The following is an 18,764-nucleotide window of genomic DNA, read 5'->3' as shown; positions in this document are numbered from 1 at the left end:
ATCGACTTCGCCCATGACCCACCCTATCCCCGCCGAATGGACGCCGCACCGCGCCATGTGGGTTGGCTGGCCCAGCCATGCCGAGCTGTGGGGCGAGTATTTCGCCCAGGCCCAGGACGAGGTCGAAGCCCTGGTTCGCGCCCTGGCCGGTCCGGGCCGCGAGCAGGTCAAGCTGATGGTCGGTAATGACGAGGCCTTGCCCGGCGCCCGCGCGCGTCTGGACGGCGTCGACGGCGTCGAGGTTGTGGCGGCGCGCTTCGGCGATATCTGGCTGCGCGACACCGGCCCGATCTTCAACGCCGGCTCGAAGACGGCCCAGACCTTCAGCGTCAACGGCTGGGGCGGCAAGTACGCCTATCCGCACGACGACGAGGTCGCCGATCAGATCGCCGAGTTTTCCGGCGTGCCGATCACGCGTCACGACTTTATCCTCGAAGGCGGCGCCCTGGACCACGACGGCGAGGGCACCGTCCTGACCACGCGCCAGTGCCTGCTGAACAAGAACCGCAACACCGGCTGGACCCAGGCCGACGCCGAGGCCGCGCTGGCCGCCTCGGTCGGCGCCAAGGTCGTGGTCTGGCTGGGCGACGGCCTGCTGAACGATCACACCGACGGCCACGTCGACAACCTAGCCCGCTTCGTCGCGCCGGGCGTGGTGGCCTGCCCCATCGCCTTTGGCCGCAAGGACCCCAACGCCGAGGTCTATGACGAGACGGCCCGCACCCTGATGGAGACGACCGACGCCATGGGCCGCAAGCTCAAGGTGCTGCGTATCCCGTCGCCGGGTCTGGTGCTGGACGCCGACGAGCGCCCGATCCCGGCCAGCCACATGAACTTCCTGATCGCCAACGGCGCCATCGTGGTGCCGACCTATGGCGACGACACGGCCGCGCGTCTGGCCGGTGAAGCTCTGGCCACGGTCTTTACCGACCGCGAGATCGTTCTGTCGCCGTCGAACGCCGTCCTGACCGGCGGCGGTTCCTTCCACTGCATCTCGCAACAGGAACCCGCATAATGGCCCGCACCATCACGGTCGCTGCTCTGCAGACCTCGTACGGCGAGGACATGCAGGCCAATATCGACAAGACCATTGGCCTGATCCGCCAGGCGGCGGCCAAGGGCGCGCAGGTCATCCTGCCGTCCGAGCTGTTCCAGGGGCCCTATTTCTGCGTGACGCAGGAGGAGCACTGGTTCGCCACAGCCTATCCGTGGCGCGAGCATCCGGCCGTGGTTCAACTGCAGCCAGTGGCCAGGGAACTGGGCGTCGTCATCCCCGTCTCGATCTTCGAGAAGGAGGGGCCGCACTATTTCAACTCGATGGTCATGCTGGACGCCGACGGCGAGGCCCTGGGCGTCTATCGCAAGAGCCATATTCCCGACGGCCCCGGCTATCAGGAGAAGTACTATTTCCGCCCCGGCGACACCGGCTTCAAGGTCTGGAGCACCCGCTTCGGCCGCATCGGCGTCGGCATCTGCTGGGACCAGTGGTACCCCGAGGCCGCCCGCGCCATGGCCCTGCAGGGCGCCGACATCCTGATGTATCCGACCGCCATTGGCTCGGAACCGCATGACGAGACGCTCGACACCGCCGCGCCCTGGCAGCGGGCCATGCAGGGTCACGCTGTGTCCAACGCCATGCCGGTGATTGCCTCCAACCGCATCGGCCATGAGACCCTGACCGAGGCCGGCCAGAGCTTCTACGGCCACTCCTTCATCGCCGACCATCGCGGCGATCTGGTCGAGAGCCTGACGGGCGAGGAGGGCGTGCTGGTCCACACCTTCGACCTCGATTTCCTCGACCAATATCGCGCCGCCTGGGGCTTCTTCCGCGATCGTCGCCCGGAGCTATACGGCCCCTTGGCGACGGGCCGCCCGGCCTAGCGACGAAGGTTCCGCGCCACGACATTGCCCGTGGCGCGGTCACCGTCGTCGATGCTGCTGCCCCAGGGATAGCCGCGATCCGCCTTGCAATAGGAGCGGCCGCCTTCGCGCGCCCCGACCACGACCAGTCGAGGGCGCAGCCATGAGGTCCCCGAGAAGACATTGTCCGTGATCTGATTGTCGGAGGGCGTTTGATGCCGGATCACGCCGCGCTCGCCGCAATTGCGATAAAGGAAGACGCCGGGGCGGCCGCCGAGCGTGAAGTGGTTGTGGACGATGTGGTTGCGGGCTGAGCCGTCGACGGCGATCATTTCGCGATCAGTTTGGACGGCGAGGGTGTTGTTGGCGATTCGATTGTCGGCGCTCTCGGCGTCGAGATAGAGCGCTGTGGCGACGCTGCGGCCCGAAAGGGTCGAATTCATCAGGCTGAGCTGCGTCACCCCCGGTCCGACATAGAGAGGGATCGAGCCGGTCCCGATGATCGTCACCCGGTCCAGCTCGACATGGGATGGAGCCGCCGCCTGCGCTGCCGCTGTGTGCGCGACGGTGCGTGACGAAGCGCGCAGGTCGTCATAGCCGCCGTCAGCCCCCATGCCCCAGACGCGCACGGCGCCGTGGATGACGCAGTTCCGGATGCGGATGTCGGTGGGGCGACTCCAGTGGTCGGCGCTGAGGCGGCGCGACCAGACGGCGATGGTGGGCTGACGCGGGCTGACGGCGACGCCCGCCTGTCCGATGGTGCCGCCCTGGCAGTCCAGCCCCGCGCCCGAGGCCTCGGCGCCTTCGATCAGTACAGGACGGGCGATGCTCTGGCCTGGAGCCAGGACGGCGCGGCATGTCAGGCGATAGGGTGTTCTCGCCTCGGCGGTCAGTTCGGCCAGGTCGGCGGCGGAGCAGGGGCGGGCCGCAGGCAGAGCCCAGGCGGCTGAGGTTGCTGCGTCAGGCGCTGCGCTTAACCACAGGGCCGCCAGCCAAGCCGTCATCAGGGCAGGGGCGTGGCCAGGGCCAGCCGCTCCGAGGCGCAACCGGGGCTGGTCAGGCCCGTGGCGCGCACTGCGGCCAGTTCGGCGCGGGCGGCGGCCAGATCGGCGTCGAAGCCGGGTGTTGCGGCGGCGGCGTCGAACACGGTCTTGCCCAGGGCCTCGCCAGCGGCGACGTCGCTGGGATAGTGCATGGCGCAGACCAGTCGGCTGAGGCCCATCTCATGGGCGATGCGGCGGACTTCGGTCGCGCGCTGCGGCTCCAGGGCGGCGAAGGCCTCGCCATAGACGGTTGCAACGGTCGAACTGCCGGACGGATAGGAGGCGCTCTCGCGGCCCGCCTCGCTGACCCGCTGGCAGGGGCGGCGCTCGGCGTCGTCGCCGACCGGCCGCGCGCGGAAGCCTCGCGCCTTGACCAACTCGGCGGCGGCGTCGGAATCGTCGAATAGCCGTTGCATCAGCCGGTTCAGGTTGGGCGTAGTCGCCGAGCCCAGGCGCAGGCCCAGGGCGCAGTCGAAATGTTGCAGGGCCAGCGGCGGGCGCAACTCGGCATGGGCGGTGGCCAGAAGCCAGCGGTCGCTATCCTCCAGCGTCTTGAACTGAGCGGAGCGCGCCTTGTCGGCCAGATCGAGCGGCGAACCGGCGACGGGCGGCGGGGGCGTAGCATCGGCCAGGGCCTGGATCAGCGGCCCGTTCAGATAGCCCTTGGCTTCCGGGGCGGCGGCTTGAACCGCTTGCGGGCGCAAGGCGGCGGGGGTGCCGGCGCAGGCCGACAGCCCGGCGGCGAGGATGGCGATGACGCAGGCCCCCCGGCGGGTCATCAGGCCCCGGCGCTCCAGGTCAGTTGCACCGAGGTCAGACCGCCTTCGCCGGGAGCGGCGACGACCTGCAGGGTGGCGCCGTTTTCCTTGCGGGCGGCGGCGCCATAGGCGCGAGCCTCGCCCTGGTTCATGGCCATGACAGGGGAAAGGCCCGCCGCTTCGGCGCGTTGCTTGTAGAAGGCGACGACGGCGTCGGGGACGGCGTCCGTGGTGAAGGTGATCAGGCCGCCCGGCCCGGTCGGGCCGTTGGCGACGGCGGCGGGACCATCGGCCTGGGCGCCGGGATAGAGAGCGGCGAAGACCGGGGCCCCGTCAATGGTCGCTGCGTCGACGGCCGGCGCGGCGACGGGCGCTGCCTCTGCCGGGGTGGTCGGCGAAGCGATTTCAGCGAGCGGGGCGTCGGCGGCCGGCGGCAGGCTGGTCTCGGGCGCAGCTTCGCTGCGTCCATCGCATCCGGTGAGACCGACCGTGAGGGCCACGGCGACGGCTGCCACGCTACGCTTCATCCCGCCTACGTCCTTGAGACTGTTCAACTTGATGAGCACCGTGGCCCATCCGTGCGGCGGCAGCAAGGCGGTTCAACCGGTTGGGGCGTCCACATCGTCGCCGGGCTGGCCGGTCGACTTGCGCGCCTCGGCGGGGCCCCCCGCCGGTTGGGAGCCCTCGCCCTTGGCGCGTCGGCCCTCGGCGGCCAGGGCCTCGTTGATGACATCCTGGTCCGGATCAATGTCGGAGCCTGTGGCCGAACCGCCGCGCAGCGAGCCGGCGCGGGTGTCAGAGCCCATGTCGCTACCCTCCAGCGCTCTTTTCAGCGCGTCTTGGGCGTGGCCCCGGTCAGACTTTTCGCCCATGGCGGCGGCTTCGCGGGCTTCCTCGCTGTCGGTCCTGGGATCGGCCATCATCGTCTCCTTGTTTCAGGAGGAACGCGATGGGGCGGGCCGCGGGTTCCAAAAAAGAAAAGGCCGACGGGTTGCCCCGCCGGCCTCATTATTCTTTGCGCCTAACGCGCTTTGCGCTGCTTGAGGCGCGCGAGGCCGCGTCGGGTCGAGACCCGGAGGGCGGTGCAAGCCAAGGCGGAGCCTTCTGATCGCGGCCTAAGACGAATGGCCGAACAGCTTGTTCCAGCGGCGCTTCTCGCGGGTCTTCCAGGCACCGCGATGATAGGCGTCCGAGCCGATCAGCGGCACGACGGTCGTGGCCTCGGCGAAGACCATCTGCTCGTGCGTGGTCTGAACCTTGCCCCAGGAGGCGGCCTCTTTCAGCGTCGAAGACGAGCAGGCGCCGTCGCGCACGTCGGCGACCGTGATCTGAACCGCATAGCGGTGCATCTCGGCCTCCACACCCAGGATCTCGGCGCAGACGACGGTGTCCTGCGCAAAGTTCTTGGGCACGCCGCCGCCGACCATGAACAGGCCGGTGACGCCCGCCGCGATCTTGATGTCGGTCAGTTCGCGGAAGTCGGCGATGGCGTCCAGCATCAGATAGGGCAGGCCGGCGGCGGCCCGCTCCTTCTGATGCTTGACCAGGCCGAAACCGGCGGACGAGTCGACGAAGGCCGGGCAGAAGATCGGCACGCCTTCTTCATAGGCGGTCTGGATCAGCGAGCCCGGTTTCTTCGCGTTGCCTTCCGACAGCCACTTGCCCATCTCCCAGATGAACTCACGGCTGGAATAACCGCGCGGCTCCAGACGGTTGGCGATCTCCAGGATGGTGTGGTCGCAGGCCTGGAGCTCTTCCTCGTCGATATAGGTGTCGTAGATCCGGTCGATGTAGTTGTCGCGCAGGACGTTGTCGTCCACCTCGCCGGCGGCCTGGTAGTGCTTGAAGCCCAGGGCTTCGAAGAAATCCATGTCCACGATCGAGGCGCCGGTGGCGACGATGGCGTCGACCATGCCGAACTTCACCATGTCGCGATAAACATGCATGCAGCCGCCGGCCGAGGTCGAGCCGGCCAGGATCAGCCAGGGCGAACAGGCCTTGTCCTCGATGGCCATGTTGAAAATGTCGGCGGCGCGGGCCGTGTCGCGGCTGCTGAAGGACATCTTGCGCATGCTGTCGATGATCGGGCGCGCGTCGAAGCTGGTCATGTCGACGTGCTCGACGGTGTTCTTGAGCAGCGCAGCCTTCTGGTTCGACTGAACGGGAGCGTTCATTTCGGCGGTTTCCCTGAGATATGAGCGCCCGTCGTCAAGCAGACGCAGCGGCCCGGACGGAGCGACGGGCCGCTGCGGATCTCATATCAACGTCCGAAGACGGCTTTGGCTCAGGCGATCAGCGCTTGCGCTTGCGCACGCCGGCCTTGCCCTTGGGGCGTGACAGGCGAACGACCTTGCGGGCGGCTTCCTCGGCCGAGGTGCGGACCGTGGGGATCGAACGCGGAGCCAGGCCGTAGAGCGAAGCCATCGGGGCGTCCTCGACCGCGGCGATTTCGTGTTCGCCATAGCCGTTGAAGCCGGTCGTCATGGCCACGCCATAGGCGCCCAGCATGCCGATCTCGATGAAGTCGCCTTCCTGCACATCGGCCGGCAGCCAGAACGGGCCCGGCATGTGGTCGATGCTGTCGCAGGTCGGGCCATAGAAGCGGAAGGGCTTCAGCTCCGACGCGGCTTCGCCATCCCGGACCAGCTTGGTCGGGAAGGGCCAGCGCGAGTGGGTGGCGTCGAACAGCGAGCCATAGGACCCGTCGTTCAGATAAAGAGCATCGCCCTTGCGCAGGTCCACGCGGCACAGCACCGACGACGACTCGGCGACCAGCGCCCGGCCGGGTTCGCACCACAGTTCGGTCGTTTCGGACACCGGCATCTCGTTGAAGCCGCGGTGGATGGCGTCGGCGTATTCGCTCAGGTCCGGCGGGACCATGCCCGGATAGACCGAAGGGAAGCCGCCGCCGACGTCGACGATGTCGACGAAGACGCCCGCCTTCTTGATGGCGCGACCGACCTGCGACATGGCGGCTTCATAGGCGGTCGGGCGCATGCACTGCGAACCGACGTGGAAGCTGACGCCCATCAGGCCGTCTTGCACCGCCTGGCGCACGGCCAGCAGCAGGGCAGGGGCCTGATCCGGCGACACGCCGAACTTGCCCGACAGGGAATAGGCGGCGCCGTCGGCCGAGACGGCCATGCGGACGACCAGATTCAGGTCGTCGGCGTTGTCGGTCGCCTCGATGATCTTCTGCAACTCGTCATGGCTGTCGAGCACGAAGGTGCGCACGCCGTGGTCGGCGTAGGCCGCACGGATCGCGCCGCGGCTCTTGACCGGGTGCATGAAGGCCAGGCGCGCGTTCGGGCTGACCGAGCGGACCAGCTCGATCTCGGCCAGAGAGGCGACGTCGAAGGCGTTGACGCCCTGCTCGACCAGGGTCTCGATGACCCAGCGCGAGGGGTTCGCCTTCACTGCATAGAAGACGTCGGCTTTCAGATTATCCTGGAACCAGCGCGCCGCTACGGAAACCGAACGCGGTCGCACGAGGGCGACGGGACGTTCAGGGGACCGCTCACGGACCAGGTCCAGGGGAAGTTGGTACGTGCGCAATTCACGTAACCCCCTGCTAATTGTTAACCCAGACCGGCGTTAGCAGCGCTTAACGGTTAGACCACGGGGTCCGCCGGAACGCGCGATGTAGGGATGCCGAGCTGTCATGTAAAGCGGTAATTTCATGACCTGATCCACAGAGGAGCGGGCTGAAAGGGGCGCGGCGCCGCCCCCGCACTGGACGAAAACGACGCAGGCATGCCATTAAGACTTGTCGAAACGCGCGTGGCGCGTCATGCGGCGCCCCCTGTTGCAACCGCCACCCACGGGTTCATGAGTTCTTCAACCGCCGCTGTCGCGTCCGTACGGGATGTGTCAAAGACCTATGGAGCCCGAAAGGCGCTCGACGGCGTGTCCGTCGAAGTGGCCGCCGGCGAGATGGTCGCCCTGATCGGGCCGTCCGGATCGGGCAAGTCCACCCTGCTGCGCTCCATCACCGGACTGCACCCCATCGACCCCGGCAAGGGAACGATCCAGGTGTTCGGCGAGACCGTTCAGCAGAACGGCCGGATCACCGGCGCCGTGCGCAAGGCGCGCGGCCGCATGGGCATGATCTTCCAGCAGTTCAATCTGGTGGGACGTCTGTCGCTCTTTTCCAATGTCATGCTGGGCGCCCTCGGGCGGCTGCCGGGCTGGCGAGGGATCTTCGGCGTCTGGCCCAAGGCGGATCGCGAGCGGGCCATGGCGGCCCTGCATCGCGTCGGCGTGTCCGATTACGCCGCGCAGCGCGCCAACACCCTGTCGGGCGGTCAGCAGCAGCGCGGCGCCATCGCCCGCGCTATCGTCCAGGGGGCGCAAGCCATCCTGGCCGACGAGCCGGTCGCCTCGCTGGACCCGGTGTCGGCCCGTAAGGTCATGGAACTGCTGGTCGAGCTGAACAAGCGCGACGGCATGGGCGTGATCGTCACCCTGCACCAGGTCGACTACGCCATCCGCTACTGCAACCGCGTCATCGCCCTGCAGAAGGGCAAGGTGGTCTATGACGGTCCGTCGACCGGTCTGGACTCCAAGCGCCTGATTGAAATCTACGGTCCCGAGTACGAGGACGCGTTCTGGGAAGCCAAGGCATGACCCGCACCCCTATCACCCGCCGCCTCATGGGCGTCGCCGCCGTCGCCGCCCTGACCCTGGGCCTCGCCGCCTGCGGCAAGGGCGAAGACAAGGCCTCGGGCGCCGCTCCGACCGAAATCACCTTCTCCATCCTCTCGGCAGAGGGGCAGGCCTCGTCGGGCCCGCTGTGGCAGCCGCTGCTGGACGACATGTCCAAGTCGATCGGCGTGCCGGTGAAGCCCTACTTCGGCTCGAACTACACGGTTCTGGTCGAGGCCATGCGCGGCAACCATACCCAGGTGGGCTGGTTCTCGGCCAAGCCCGAGGTCGAGGCCATCGATCGCGCCAACGCCGAGGTCATCGCCCGCACGGTCAACCGCGAAGGTCTGGACAGCTACCAGTCGACCCTGATCGTCAAGAAGGGCTCGGGCATTACGCTGGACAAGGTTCTGGCCTGCGGCAAGCAATACAATTTCGGCATCGGCGACGCCCAGTCGACCTCGGGCACCCTGGCGCCCATGACCTTCCTGTTCAATGCGCGCGGCGTCGTGCCGTCGCAGTGTTTCAAGACGGTCCGCTCGGCCAACCATCAGGCCAACGCCTTCGGCGTGGCCACGGGCGTGATCGACGTGGCGACCTCGAACAGCGTCAACACCATCTTCATCCGCCGCGAGAATCCGCAGTTGGCCGATCAGATCGAAGAGATCTGGGTCTCGCCGCCGATCCCCGAGAGCGGCATCGTCGTGCGTGAGGACCTGGATCCCGCGCTGAAGGAAAAGATCCGCAGCTTCTTCCTGACCTACGGCCAGGGCGAAGGCCCGGAAGCCGAGCGTCAGCGCAAGGTTCTGGCTGGTCTGGAATATTCGCGCTTCGCCGCCGCCGACGACAGCTACCTGAACCCGATCCGCGAAATGATCGCCGACCAGAAGCGCGGCGACGCCGAAGCCAAGGGCGACAAGGCCGGCGCCGCGGCCGCGACCGCCGAGCTTCAGCGTCTGCGCAGCCTGCGTGAGGTCCAGCCTTGACCTCTGCTCCGCTGACGCCTGCTTCCGCGACTGCGGGCGCCGTTCCGGCCGCGCCGCAAAAGTCCGCCGTCTCCTGGGCGATGGACATCCTGGTCTGGGGCGGCGTGATCGCCGTCCTGCTCTACAGCATCGACGCCGTCGACCTGGGCAATATCTCGCGCCTGTTCTCGGGCAATGAGAGCACCCGCCTGTTCGTCCATGACCTGCTGCGCCCGGACTTCTCCGACTGGAAGATGTTCGTCGCCAAGATGTGGGAAACGGTCCAGATCGCCCTGTGGGGCACCTTCCTGGCGGTCCTGTTCGGTATTCCTCTGGGTCTGGCCGCGGCGCGCAACATGGCGCCGGCCTGGGTCGTGACCCCGGTGCGTTGGGTCATGAACCTGCTGCGCTCGGTGCCGGATCTGGTCATCGGCCTGCTGTTCGTCACGGCCGTGGGTCTGGGCCCCCTGGCCGGCGTGCTCGCCATCACCCTGAACACGGCCGGGGTGCTGGCCAAGCTGTTCTCGGAAGCGGTCGAGTCGATCGACAAGGGGCCGGTCGAGGGCGTGCGCGCCACGGGCGCCTCCAAGCTGCATGAGATCGTCTGGGGCGTGATCCCGCAGGTGGCGCCGCTGTGGACCTCGTTCGCCCTCTATCGTTTCGAGTCCAACAGCCGTTCGGCCACCGTCCTGGGTCTGATCGGCGCCGGCGGCATCGGCCAGGTGCTGTTCGACAGCATGAACGCCTTCAACTTCCGGGCCGTCTCGGCCATCGTCATCATCGTGGTCATCGCCGTGACCCTGATCGACACCCTGTCGCAGGTCATGCGCAAGCGCCTGCTGTAATCGAACCGGGTCGGGGCGAGGTTTGCTCTGACTGTCACAAAGGTCTGGCCGGACCGTCACACTTCGCTGCTCTAAGCGTCTCCAACTGACGTCTGGAGAGGTCCGGCCAATGATCCGTTCCCTGAAAAATACCGCCAAGTTCGGGGCCTGCGCTGCAGCCCTGGTCGCGCTCGCCGCCTGCGGCAACAACGAAGCGGGCGGCGCCCCCGGCAGCCAGAAGGCCCGCGCGGGCATCTGGGCCGCTGGTTCCTCGACCGTCTTCCCCTTCGCCACTCGCGTGGCCGAGAATTTCGCCCGCACCTCGGGCGGTTCGGCGCCGCGCGTTGAGTCTCTGGGCACCGGCGGCGGCATCCAGGCCTTCTGCGCCGGCGTGGGCCCCTCGACCCCGGACATCGCCAACGCCTCGCGTCCGATGAAGCAGAGCGAGTTCGACCGTTGCGTCGCCAACGGCGTCAGCGACATCGTCGAAATCAAGATCGGCTTCGACGGCATCGTCATCGCCACCGCCCGCACCGGCAACAGCTTCAACTTCGAGCTCAACGACCTCTATGAAGGTCTGGCCAAGGAAGTGCCCGGCCCGAACGGGACCCTCGTCGCCAACCCGACCAAGACGTGGAACGACGTCAACAAGGGCCTGCCGAGCCAGCGCATCCAGGTTTACGGCCCGCCGCCCACCTCGGGCACGCGCGACGCCTTCCTGGAACTGGGCATGGCGCCCGGCGGCGAACTGGTCCCGGCCGTGGCCGCGCTGAAGGGCGACAAGACCCGTTTCGAGACCCTGACCCACACCCTGCGTGAAGACGGCGCCTGGGTCGATTCGGGCGAGAACGATAACGCCATCGTCCAGACCCTGACCCGCACTCCGGGCTCGCTGGGCGTGTTCGGCTTCTCCTTCCTGGAGCAGAACATGGACACGGTGAAGGCCGAGACCATCGACGGCGTCGCCCCCTCGGCCGAGACCATCGCCGATGGCACCTATCCCCTGGCGCGCAGCCTCTACATCTACGTCAAGAAGGCCCATATCGGCGTGACGCCGGGCCTGGAACAGTTCGTTCAGGAGTTCATGTCGGAAGGCTCCGCCGCGCGCGGCGGCTACCTGCAGGACCGTGGTCTGGTGCCGCTGCCGGTCGCCGAACTGACCGCCGAACGAGCCAAGGCCGCCGCCATGACCTCCATGGCTCGCCCGAACTAAGGGTCAGCGCGAGGAATGCCCTTCTCCCCGTGTGGGAGAAGGTGGGCGCCGAAGGCGCTCGGATGAGGGGTGTGAGCGCCGCGGTCGGCTGATCGCGGCGCTTTCCTTTTGAGCGTTACAGGGGTGAGGCGGAGCAATCCCTCATCCGTCTCGCTGCGCGAGCCACCTTCTCCCGCAAGGGAGAAGGAAAATTAGGCCGCCGCCTTGCGCCTCAGCCGGGCGATCCGGCGCAGGCGGCGCCAGAAGCGGCCTCGCGCCGGCTCGGGATAGGGTTGCAGGTTCTCGACGAACTGTTCGGCCGAGGCGCGCCAGCTGAATTTTTCAGCGTAGGCGCGCACATCCTTGCGATCCAACTCCAGGGCTTTCAGGCAGGCGGTCTTCAGGTCATCGTCGATAAAGCCGGCGCCCGAGCCCGGAATGATGTCGATGGGGCCGTGCGCCGGATAGGCGGCGACCGGCGTGCCCGCGCCCATGGCCTCCAGAATCACCAGGCCGAAGGTGTCGGTCCAACTGGGGAAGACGAAGACGTCGGCGTCGGCGAAGCAGCGCGCCAGGTCCTCGCCGAAACGGGCGCCCAGGAACTTGGCCTCGGGGTATTTCTCTTCCAGCTCGGCGCGGGCGGGGCCGTCGCCGACGACGATCTTGGTGCCCGGCAGGTCCAGTTCGAGGAAGGTCTCGATATTCTTCTCGACCGCCACGCGACCGACGTTGAGGAAGAAGGGGCGGGGCCATTCATCGCCGCCCATCTCCTTGTAGATGGGCTCCAGATCGGGACGGAACAGGTCGGTATCCACGCCGCGCGTCCACGGAGAGACGTTGCGGAAGCCGTGCTCGACCAGTTCGTCGCGCAGGGTCGGCGTCGCCACCATCAGCCGGCCTGACGGCTTGTGGAACCACTTCATATAGGCGTAGCCGACCTGAACCGGGATCGGGAACCGGGCCGAGACGTATTCGGGGAACTTGGTGTGATAGCTGGTCGTGAAGGGCAGCTTCCACTCCACGCAGATGCGGCGCGTGGCGATGCCCAGGGGGCCTTCGGTAGCGATATGGACGGCCTCGGGCTCGAAGGCGCGCAGGCGTTCACGAATCTCTTCTTCGGCGCCCAGGGCCAGCCGGATCTCGGGATAGGTGGGGCAGGGGATGGTCTTGAACTGGCTGGGTTCAATGACCTCGACCTCATGGCCCATGGCGCGGCACTCGGCCACGGTGCGGGTCAGGGTACGGACGACGCCGTTGACCTGGGGCTCCCAGGCGTCGGTGACCAGAACAATGCGCATGAAGTCGAGTGGGCCCGGGCCGTTTCGCTGAGCCGGCAATTCTAGCCGCTTCGCATGACGAAGGCGAGACGGTTTACAGCGGCAGGACCGTCGTCGACTTCACCTCTTCGAGAACGGCATAGGTCCGCGTATCGCGGGCGCCCGTCGTCGACCGATGATCAGAACAACGAAACGGCGAGTTTTCTGTCTGGTGAAAGGGCCATGACCGCGCGTTCCACTTCGGCGTAGGCGGCGACGATGTGATAGAAGGAACTGGCTGGCGCAGGTTCCTCGATAAAGCGCCCGACCTCCAGCAGCTTGTCCTTCCACAGGCCGTCTGACGTCAGGTAGCGCCACAGGCCGGCCTCGGCCCTGGCCGCCTGGTTCAGGCAGAACTCGCGCCGTCCGTCGTCTGACAGCGTCGCAAAGATCAGCGACGCCTTGAGCCACTCTGTCTGCGGCCAAAGACGGGCGCGCTCGCTGCGCACGGTGCCATTGATGTTGCGGCTGTCGATGATGACTTCCTTGTGGGGATCGAACCCGTCCAAGCCGCTGAGATAGAGGTTCCAGGCTAGGCAGGCGAGCTCGGTGTCGCCGCGTGCTTTTGCGTGCAAGGCGAGCAGGCCGGACCACTCCAGTTGATGGCCGGGCTCGATCAACTCGCTCCGCCTGTCGTCGGGCGGGGTCCAGTCGTCATCGAAGAATTCGCCGATGAGGCCGATCTTCTGGTCGATCAGTCGGGTACGGGCGATCGCAACGATGGAATCGGACAACTCGCGCCAACCAGCGTCGGCGCTCGCCTCCTCCCATGCCATCGAGGCTTCGAGCATGTGCATCAGGGGGTTGGCCTGATAGGGCTTGGCTCCGACTTCGGTCAGCCCGCCCTTGTGGCTCCGTTCCTGAAGCAGGAGCTCACGCACCGCGACGGCGCGCGGCTCCATGTCCGCCCGCCCCAGGGCGCGACCCGCGAAGGCCAGCGCCAGAAGCAGAAAGGCCTGATCATACAGACTGGCGTGTTCGTCGATTGGCTGGCCATCAACATCCAGGATGGAGCGAAGCAGTCCGTCCGGTCGCGTGAACGGTCCATCCAGATAGTCCAGCCCGCTTTCAACCGCGCGTCGCCAGGGGCCTTGCCAACCCAGCAAGCCGGCCTGGCTGTAGGCATAAATCTGTCTCGCCTGGACACGGGCGCGTTTGGCGCTTCGCACCCGACGTCCGTCCAGGCCCAGGGTTTCTTCGAACGCGCCGCCGTCATTTTGGCCGAGCGTGCACCAGATCGGCAGGGCCTTGCTTCTCAACCATGCGCTCAAACGCGTGGCGCCCTCGTAGAAGGAGGGGGTAGCCGAAACTTCGAAATCGAGGTGCCGGGGGGAAAGATTCTCAAGGCGTTTGACGACCTTTTTGACATCCTGGCTGCGTTTCAGATCGGTAACGAGGACGGCGTCCTGCTCCACCACGATCCCGATGTTGCGCAAGCCGATGGCCGCTACCAGGACGCCGTCGCGCGCACGGATGAGGCAGCCCTCCGAATCTTCCAGCACATGGAGGCCGACATCGCCTTCGCCCGAGGCGTGAACAGCGTCCCAAGCGCCGAGATCGGACCATTCAAAAGAGACCGGCAGCACGGACGCGCGGCAGGTCTTCTCCATGATCGCATAGTCGACGGAGATCTTGGCGGCGGTTCGGAAGGCTTCGCCCAGTAGGATGCAGCCGCTGTCGTGCACGGCCGCGTCGACTGCATCCCTGACGCTGGCGTGCAGGGAATTGGCGGATTGCGTGAACTCCTCTTCGAGCAGGTCGGCCCGCACGATGAAGTTTCCGCTGTTCCAGAGGTAGCCGCTGTCTATGTATCGACGCGCCGCGCTCTCGGTCGGCTTTTCCACGAAGGCGGCGACGGGGCTGAGGCCGGCGGTCGCGGGTGCGATATAGCCGTAAGCCGACGAGGGCGTGTTGGGCACGATGCCCAGGGTCACGATGCGGTCAGCCAGCGAAGCTTCAACAGCCTGGGCCACAGCTTCATGGAAGGCGTCGTGATCCGGCACGTGGTGATCGGACGGGACGAACAGGTTGACCGCGTCGGGCGACTGTCGTCGCGTCCAGATCGCCGCGGCCGCCATAGCCGCGGCAGAATCGCGTCCCTCGGGCTCCAGCAAGATAACGGCTGAGGCGCCGATTTCGGATAGCTGGTGTAGAATGGTCTTCTGATGGCCGGCGCCGCCTACGATGATCAGGCGGCCGTCGCCAGCGGCCAGCGGGGCCACGCGTTGAACGGTTTCCTGAAATAGGGATCTGTTGCCGGCCAAGGGAATAAAATGCTTGGGCCGCGACGGTCGGGAGGCGGGCCACAGTCGCGTGCCGGCCCCACCGCAAAGAATAACCGGATATACAGATGGCCTCGAACTCATGGGACATGGGTTTAGCGGCGCGGCTCCAGTTGGTCGAGGCCCTGACAAGTCTGCGCCCTGTATTCCAGTCACAGCGGCAGCACCGTCGTCGACTTCACCTCTTCGAGAACGGCATAGGTCCTTGTCTCGCGCACGCCGGGCATCCGCACCAGAATATCGCCGAGGAAGACGCGGTAGGCGTCCATGTCGGCCACCCGCGCCTTGATCAGATAGTCGAAGCCGCCGGCGACCATATGGCACTCCAGCACCTCGGGCTGACGGCGCACGGCGTCGGCGAAGGCGTCGAAGACGTCGCCCGTGGTCCGGTCCAGCAGCACTTCGATAAAGATCAGCAGGGCCCGGTCGGCCGAGGCCGGGTCGATCAGGGCGGCGTAGCCGGTGATGACCTTCTTGTCCTTCAGCCGTTTGACCCGTTCGAAGCAGGCGGCGGGCGACAGATTGCACCTTCGCGCCAGTTCCGCGTTGGATATGCGGCCGTCGATCTGCAGCACGCGCAGCAGACGGCGATCGGTGTCGTCCAGAGTTTGCATGGCGGTTGCGCCTTTCGGCCGAAGGATCATTGGTTCGGGCCGCCATCATACAATGCACATTCGGTGAAGTCCGCCATATATGCCGCAAATCGAAGGGTTTGATCCCAGGGTGAGATGATGACGCCGACCGACCTGAAGCACTGGGACGACCTGGACCGGAACAAGTTCCGCGACGAGGGCGCCGTGGTCGCCGAACTGCTGGCCAACCCCGGCCTGACGACGGCCGAGCGCGCCGACGTGCTGCGCGACGCCATCGCCCTGGTCGATCAGGCCCGCGCCAGCCAGAAGAAGCAGGGCGTGGTCGAGAGTTTCCTGCAGGAGTTTTCGCTGGGCACCCGCGAAGGTCTGGCCCTGATGTGCCTGGCCGAGGCCCTGCTGCGCACCCCTGACGCCGACACCCGCGATCGCCTGATCGCCGAGAAGATCGGCTCCGCCGACTGGGCCTCGCACATGGGCCAGTCCGACAGCCTGTTCGTCAACGCCTCGACCTGGGGTCTGATGCTGACCGGCAAGCTGGTCGACGTGGACGATGAGGCCAAGACCGACCTGTCGGGCTTCCTCAAGCGCATCGCCGGGCGTCTGGGCGAGCCGGTTATCCGTCAGGCCGTGGCCACCGCCGTTAAGATCATGGGCGAGCAGTTCGTGGTCGGCCGCACCATCGAGGCGGCGCTGAAGCGCTCGGACCGCGAGGGCTGGCTGTGCAGCTTCGACATGCTGGGCGAGGGCGCCCGCACTGTCGCCGACGCCGAGCGCTATGAGAAGATCTATGCCGACGCCATCGAGGCCGTGGGCAAGACCGCCAAGGGCCAGGGCCCGGAGGCCGGTCACGGCGTCTCGGTCAAACTGTCGGCCCTGTCGCCGCGCTATCAGGCGGTGCAGGAAGATCGCGTCTGGGAGGAGCTCTATCCCCGCATCCTGCGTCTGGCCCTGATCGCCGCCAAATACGACATCAACTACACCATCGACGCCGAGGAAGCCGACCGTCTGGCCCTGTCGCTGAAGCTTCTGGAGCGGCTGGCGCGCGAGCCGGAACTGGGCGACTGGAAGGGTCTGGGCCTGGCCGTTCAGGCCTATCAGAAGCGCACGACGGAAACGGTGCAGAAGCTGGCCGAACTGGCCAAGTCCTCGGGCCGTCGCCTGATGGTGCGTCTGGTCAAGGGCGCCTATTGGGACACCGAGATCAAGCTGGCCCAGGTCAACGGCCGCACCGACTATCCGGTCTTCACCACCAAGCCCGCGACCGACCTCAACTATCTGGTCTGCGCCAAGGCCCTGATCGAGGCCTCGCCCTACATCTACGCCCAGTTCGCCACCCACAACGCCCATACCCTGGCGGCGGTGCGGCGCATGGCGCGCGACCGCAACGTGACCATCGAGCACCAGCGCCTGCACGGCATGGGCGAGGCCCTCTATGACGCCGCGCACGAAGCCTGGACCGACGAGACGGTCATCGTCCGCGCCTATGCTCCCGTCGGCGGTCACGAAGAACTGCTGCCCTATCTGGTGCGCCGCCTGCTGGAAAACGGCGCCAACTCCTCCTTCGTCCACGCCCTACTGGACGAGCGCGTTCCCGCGGCCGCTGTCGCCGCTGACCCCATCACCGCCGTCGAGGCCCAGCCCGACCGTCACCCCAGGATTCCGGTTCCCATGAACATCTACGGCGATCGCCAGAACTCCCTCGGCCGCGACTATTCGCAGGCCGCCGACCGTGAGCGCCACGCCAAGGCCTTGGAGCGCGTCGACAGCGAGAAGCTGACGTCCGGCCCCATCATCGGCGGCAAGCTGAAGGCCGGCGTGAACCCGCAGGACGTGACCAATCCCTTCGACCGTTCGCAGGTTCTGGGCCACGTCTCGGAAGCTTCGGTTGAGGATGTCGACGCCGCCGTCACGGCTGCGGGCAACGCCCAGGTCGCCTGGGACCGCGTTGGCGGCGCCGGCCGCGCCCCGATCCTGCGCGCCATGGCCGACGCCCTGGAAGCCGACATGGACCGTCTGGTCGCCCTGCTGTCGCGTGAAGCGGGCAAGACCCTGAACGACGGCGTGGCCGAGGTGCGCGAAGCCGCCGACTTCTGCCGCTACTACGCCCTGCTGGCCGAACGCGACTTCGGCGGTCGCCAGACCCTGAAGGGCCCGACCGGCGAGACCAATGAGTTGGTGCTGCACGGTCGCGGCGTCTTCGCCGCCATCAGCCCGTGGAACTTCCCGCTGGCCATCTTCGCCGGCCAGATCGCCGCTGCTTTGGCCGCCGGCAACGCCGTGGTGGCCAAGCCCGCCGAGCAGACCCCGCTGATCGCCGCCGAGGCCGTCCGCCTCTTCTACAAGGCCGGCCTGAACCCCGACCTGCTGGCTCTCGTGCCCGGCCGCGGCGAGGTGGTCGGCGCGGCCCTGACCAACCATCCGGGCGTCGACGGCGTGGCCTTCACCGGCGGCACCGACACCGCCAGCGCCATCAACCGCGGCCTGGCCGCGCGTCCGGGCGCCATCATCCCCTTCATCGCCGAGACCGGCGGTCTGAACGCCATGTTCGTGGACACCACGGCGCTGAAGGAACAGGTCATCGACGACGTCATCCTGTCGGCCTTCGGCTCGGCCGGTCAGCGTTGTTCGGCCCTGCGCGTCCTCTATGCGCCCAAGGAAGCCGCCGACGCCCTGATCGAAGGCCTGAAGGGCGCGCTGGCGACCCAGGTCATCGGCGACCCGACCGATCCCAGGACCGACATCGGTCCGGTCATCGACGCCGAGAGCCGCGCCAATCTGGAAGCCCACGTGGCGCGTCTGTCCAAGGACGCCAAGATCGTCGCCCGGGCGGAACTGGCTGCCGGTTCGGACAAGGGCGACCTGTTCGCCCCGACCATCGCCGAGATCCCGACCCCGGACTTCCTTGAACGCGAGGTCTTCGGCCCGATCCTGCACGTCTATCGCTATGACTCGAAGGACCTGAAGTCGGTCGCCGCCAAGCTGGCCGCGCGCGGCTACGGCCTGACCTTGGGCGTTCACAGCCGCATCGAGGCCTTCGCCGACGAGGTCGTGCGTCTGGTTCCGGCCGGCAACGTCTATGTGAACCGCTCGATCATCGGCGCCGTCGTCGGCGTACAACCGTTCGGCGGCGAAGGCCTGTCCGGCACCGGCCCGAAAGCCGGCGGCCCCAACAGCCTGATCCGCTACGCCGCCGAGAAGGCCATCAGCGTCAACATCGCAGCTCAGGGCGGCGACCCGGCGCTGCTGAACCTCTGATTGTCGGGAAGGAGGCGAAGCGGGGCGGGCTC

Annotated in this window: 16 protein-coding genes; 7 read left to right on the top strand and 9 right to left on the bottom strand. The window is 67.1% G+C overall.

Features of this window, described 5'->3' with window-relative positions; all coding sequences use genetic code 11:
• The first annotated feature begins 13 nt into the window (after nucleotides 1-13).
• Both ACR9FL_RS15140 and aguB read left to right on the top strand, forming a co-directional pair.
• Nucleotides 14-1,015, top strand: coding sequence for an agmatine deiminase family protein (locus ACR9FL_RS15140; protein ID WP_436356195.1), 1,002 nt, complete (start codon nucleotides 14-16; stop codon nucleotides 1,013-1,015).
• Nucleotides 1,015-1,881: an N-carbamoylputrescine amidase gene (gene aguB, locus ACR9FL_RS15135; protein ID WP_436356194.1), complete on the top strand. Its 867-nt coding sequence runs from the start codon at nucleotides 1,015-1,017 to the stop codon at nucleotides 1,879-1,881. Before ACR9FL_RS15140 ends, aguB begins: the two co-directional genes overlap by 1 nt.
• On the opposite strand, the gene ACR9FL_RS15130 is transcribed toward aguB, so the two are convergent.
• The 6 genes from ACR9FL_RS15130 to ACR9FL_RS15105 form a co-directional block, all read right to left on the bottom strand.
• Nucleotides 1,878-2,864: a right-handed parallel beta-helix repeat-containing protein gene (locus ACR9FL_RS15130; RefSeq protein WP_436356193.1), complete on the bottom strand. Its 987-nt coding sequence runs from the start codon at nucleotides 2,862-2,864 to the stop codon at nucleotides 1,878-1,880. The genes aguB and ACR9FL_RS15130 overlap by 4 nt on opposite strands.
• Nucleotides 2,864-3,682: a phosphatase PAP2 family protein gene (locus ACR9FL_RS15125; protein WP_436356192.1), complete on the bottom strand. Its 819-nt coding sequence runs from the start codon at nucleotides 3,680-3,682 to the stop codon at nucleotides 2,864-2,866. The genes ACR9FL_RS15130 and ACR9FL_RS15125 overlap by 1 nt, the downstream gene beginning before the upstream one ends.
• Nucleotides 3,682-4,188 carry a hypothetical protein gene (locus ACR9FL_RS15120; protein WP_436356191.1) on the bottom strand — a complete coding sequence of 169 codons (507 nt, stop codon included), beginning with the start codon at nucleotides 4,186-4,188 and terminating at the stop codon, nucleotides 3,682-3,684. Before ACR9FL_RS15120 ends, ACR9FL_RS15125 begins: the two co-directional genes overlap by 1 nt.
• Before the next feature lie 72 nt (nucleotides 4,189-4,260).
• Complete coding sequence (locus ACR9FL_RS15115; RefSeq protein ID WP_436356190.1) at nucleotides 4,261-4,581, bottom strand: ribonuclease; 321 nt, start codon at nucleotides 4,579-4,581, stop codon at nucleotides 4,261-4,263.
• A gap of 195 nt (nucleotides 4,582-4,776) precedes the next feature.
• Nucleotides 4,777-5,835: a 1,9-bis(guanidino)-5-aza-nonane synthase gene (locus ACR9FL_RS15110; RefSeq protein WP_105564707.1), complete on the bottom strand. Its 1,059-nt coding sequence runs from the start codon at nucleotides 5,833-5,835 to the stop codon at nucleotides 4,777-4,779.
• 118 nt (nucleotides 5,836-5,953) lie between these two features.
• The gene (locus tag ACR9FL_RS15105) at nucleotides 5,954-7,216 is read right to left on the bottom strand and encodes a type III PLP-dependent enzyme (RefSeq protein ID WP_105564706.1); all 1,263 of its coding nucleotides are present in this window, start codon (nucleotides 7,214-7,216) and stop codon (nucleotides 5,954-5,956) included.
• Between the two features lie 273 nt (nucleotides 7,217-7,489).
• Between ACR9FL_RS15105 and phnC the strand changes: the two genes are divergently transcribed.
• The 4 genes from phnC (at nucleotide 7,490) to ACR9FL_RS15085 (ending at nucleotide 11,307) form a co-directional block, all read left to right on the top strand.
• Complete coding sequence (gene phnC / locus ACR9FL_RS15100) at nucleotides 7,490-8,287, top strand: phosphonate ABC transporter ATP-binding protein (RefSeq protein WP_436356189.1); 798 nt, start codon at nucleotides 7,490-7,492, stop codon at nucleotides 8,285-8,287.
• Nucleotides 8,284-9,291 carry a phosphate/phosphite/phosphonate ABC transporter substrate-binding protein gene (gene phnD / locus ACR9FL_RS15095; RefSeq protein WP_296176826.1) on the top strand — a complete coding sequence of 336 codons (1,008 nt, stop codon included), beginning with the start codon at nucleotides 8,284-8,286 and terminating at the stop codon, nucleotides 9,289-9,291. The genes phnC and phnD overlap by 4 nt, the downstream gene beginning before the upstream one ends.
• 80 nt (nucleotides 9,292-9,371) lie before the next feature.
• Nucleotides 9,372-10,115 carry a phosphonate ABC transporter, permease protein PhnE gene (gene phnE, locus ACR9FL_RS15090; protein WP_233190322.1) on the top strand — a complete coding sequence of 248 codons (744 nt, stop codon included), beginning with the start codon at nucleotides 9,372-9,374 and terminating at the stop codon, nucleotides 10,113-10,115.
• Nucleotides 10,116-10,224: 109 nt separating this feature from the next.
• Nucleotides 10,225-11,307, top strand: a complete 1,083-nt coding sequence (locus ACR9FL_RS15085) for a substrate-binding domain-containing protein (RefSeq protein ID WP_436356188.1) — start codon at nucleotides 10,225-10,227, stop codon at nucleotides 11,305-11,307.
• A gap of 191 nt (nucleotides 11,308-11,498) precedes the next feature.
• On the opposite strand, the gene ACR9FL_RS15080 is transcribed toward ACR9FL_RS15085, so the two are convergent.
• From ACR9FL_RS15080 to ACR9FL_RS15070, 3 genes are all read right to left on the bottom strand, one after another.
• Complete coding sequence (locus ACR9FL_RS15080; protein WP_105564701.1) at nucleotides 11,499-12,584, bottom strand: glycosyltransferase family 4 protein; 1,086 nt, start codon at nucleotides 12,582-12,584, stop codon at nucleotides 11,499-11,501.
• 158 nt (nucleotides 12,585-12,742) lie between these two features.
• Entirely contained in the window at nucleotides 12,743-14,968 is a 2,226-nt protein-coding gene (locus ACR9FL_RS15075; protein ID WP_436356187.1) for an AGE family epimerase/isomerase, read from the bottom strand.
• Between the two features lie 68 nt (nucleotides 14,969-15,036).
• Nucleotides 15,037-15,528 carry an Lrp/AsnC ligand binding domain-containing protein gene (locus ACR9FL_RS15070; protein WP_436356186.1) on the bottom strand — a complete coding sequence of 164 codons (492 nt, stop codon included), beginning with the start codon at nucleotides 15,526-15,528 and terminating at the stop codon, nucleotides 15,037-15,039.
• Nucleotides 15,529-15,615: 87 nt separating this feature from the next.
• On the opposite strand from ACR9FL_RS15070, the gene putA reads away from it, so the two are divergent.
• Entirely contained in the window at nucleotides 15,616-18,732 is a 3,117-nt protein-coding gene (gene putA, locus ACR9FL_RS15065; protein WP_436356185.1) for a bifunctional proline dehydrogenase/L-glutamate gamma-semialdehyde dehydrogenase PutA, read from the top strand.
• Nucleotides 18,733-18,764: the final 32 nt, after the last annotated feature.

The sequence above is a fragment of the Brevundimonas sp. CEF1 genome (genome assembly GCF_051353055.1).
Taxonomy (GTDB): domain Bacteria; phylum Pseudomonadota; class Alphaproteobacteria; order Caulobacterales; family Caulobacteraceae; genus Brevundimonas.
This window is presented reverse-complemented; position numbering and strand designations above follow the sequence as displayed.

Coding starts and splice junctions, on each gene's coding strand:
- phnC (WP_436356189.1), top strand. CDS start 7,490: ATGAGTTCTTCAACCGCCGCTGTCGCGTCCGTACGGGATGTGTCAAAG.
- phnE (WP_233190322.1), top strand. CDS start 9,372: ATGGACATCCTGGTCTGGGGCGGCGTGATCGCCGTCCTGCTCTACAGC.
- ACR9FL_RS15110 (WP_105564707.1), bottom strand. CDS start 5,835: ATGAACGCTCCCGTTCAGTCGAACCAGAAGGCTGCGCTGCTCAAGAAC.
- ACR9FL_RS15140 (WP_436356195.1), top strand. CDS start 14: ATGACCCACCCTATCCCCGCCGAATGGACGCCGCACCGCGCCATGTGG.
- ACR9FL_RS15120 (WP_436356191.1), bottom strand. CDS start 4,188: ATGAAGCGTAGCGTGGCAGCCGTCGCCGTGGCCCTCACGGTCGGTCTC.
- aguB (WP_436356194.1), top strand. CDS start 1,015: ATGGCCCGCACCATCACGGTCGCTGCTCTGCAGACCTCGTACGGCGAG.
- ACR9FL_RS15070 (WP_436356186.1), bottom strand. CDS start 15,528: ATGATCCTTCGGCCGAAAGGCGCAACCGCCATGCAAACTCTGGACGAC.
- ACR9FL_RS15085 (WP_436356188.1), top strand. CDS start 10,225: ATGATCCGTTCCCTGAAAAATACCGCCAAGTTCGGGGCCTGCGCTGCA.
- ACR9FL_RS15130 (WP_436356193.1), bottom strand. CDS start 2,864: ATGACGGCTTGGCTGGCGGCCCTGTGGTTAAGCGCAGCGCCTGACGCA.
- phnD (WP_296176826.1), top strand. CDS start 8,284: ATGACCCGCACCCCTATCACCCGCCGCCTCATGGGCGTCGCCGCCGTC.
- ACR9FL_RS15075 (WP_436356187.1), bottom strand. CDS start 14,968: ATGAGTTCGAGGCCATCTGTATATCCGGTTATTCTTTGCGGTGGGGCC.
- ACR9FL_RS15115 (WP_436356190.1), bottom strand. CDS start 4,581: ATGGCCGATCCCAGGACCGACAGCGAGGAAGCCCGCGAAGCCGCCGCC.
- ACR9FL_RS15080 (WP_105564701.1), bottom strand. CDS start 12,584: ATGCGCATTGTTCTGGTCACCGACGCCTGGGAGCCCCAGGTCAACGGC.
- ACR9FL_RS15125 (WP_436356192.1), bottom strand. CDS start 3,682: ATGACCCGCCGGGGGGCCTGCGTCATCGCCATCCTCGCCGCCGGGCTG.
- putA (WP_436356185.1), top strand. CDS start 15,616: ATGACGCCGACCGACCTGAAGCACTGGGACGACCTGGACCGGAACAAG.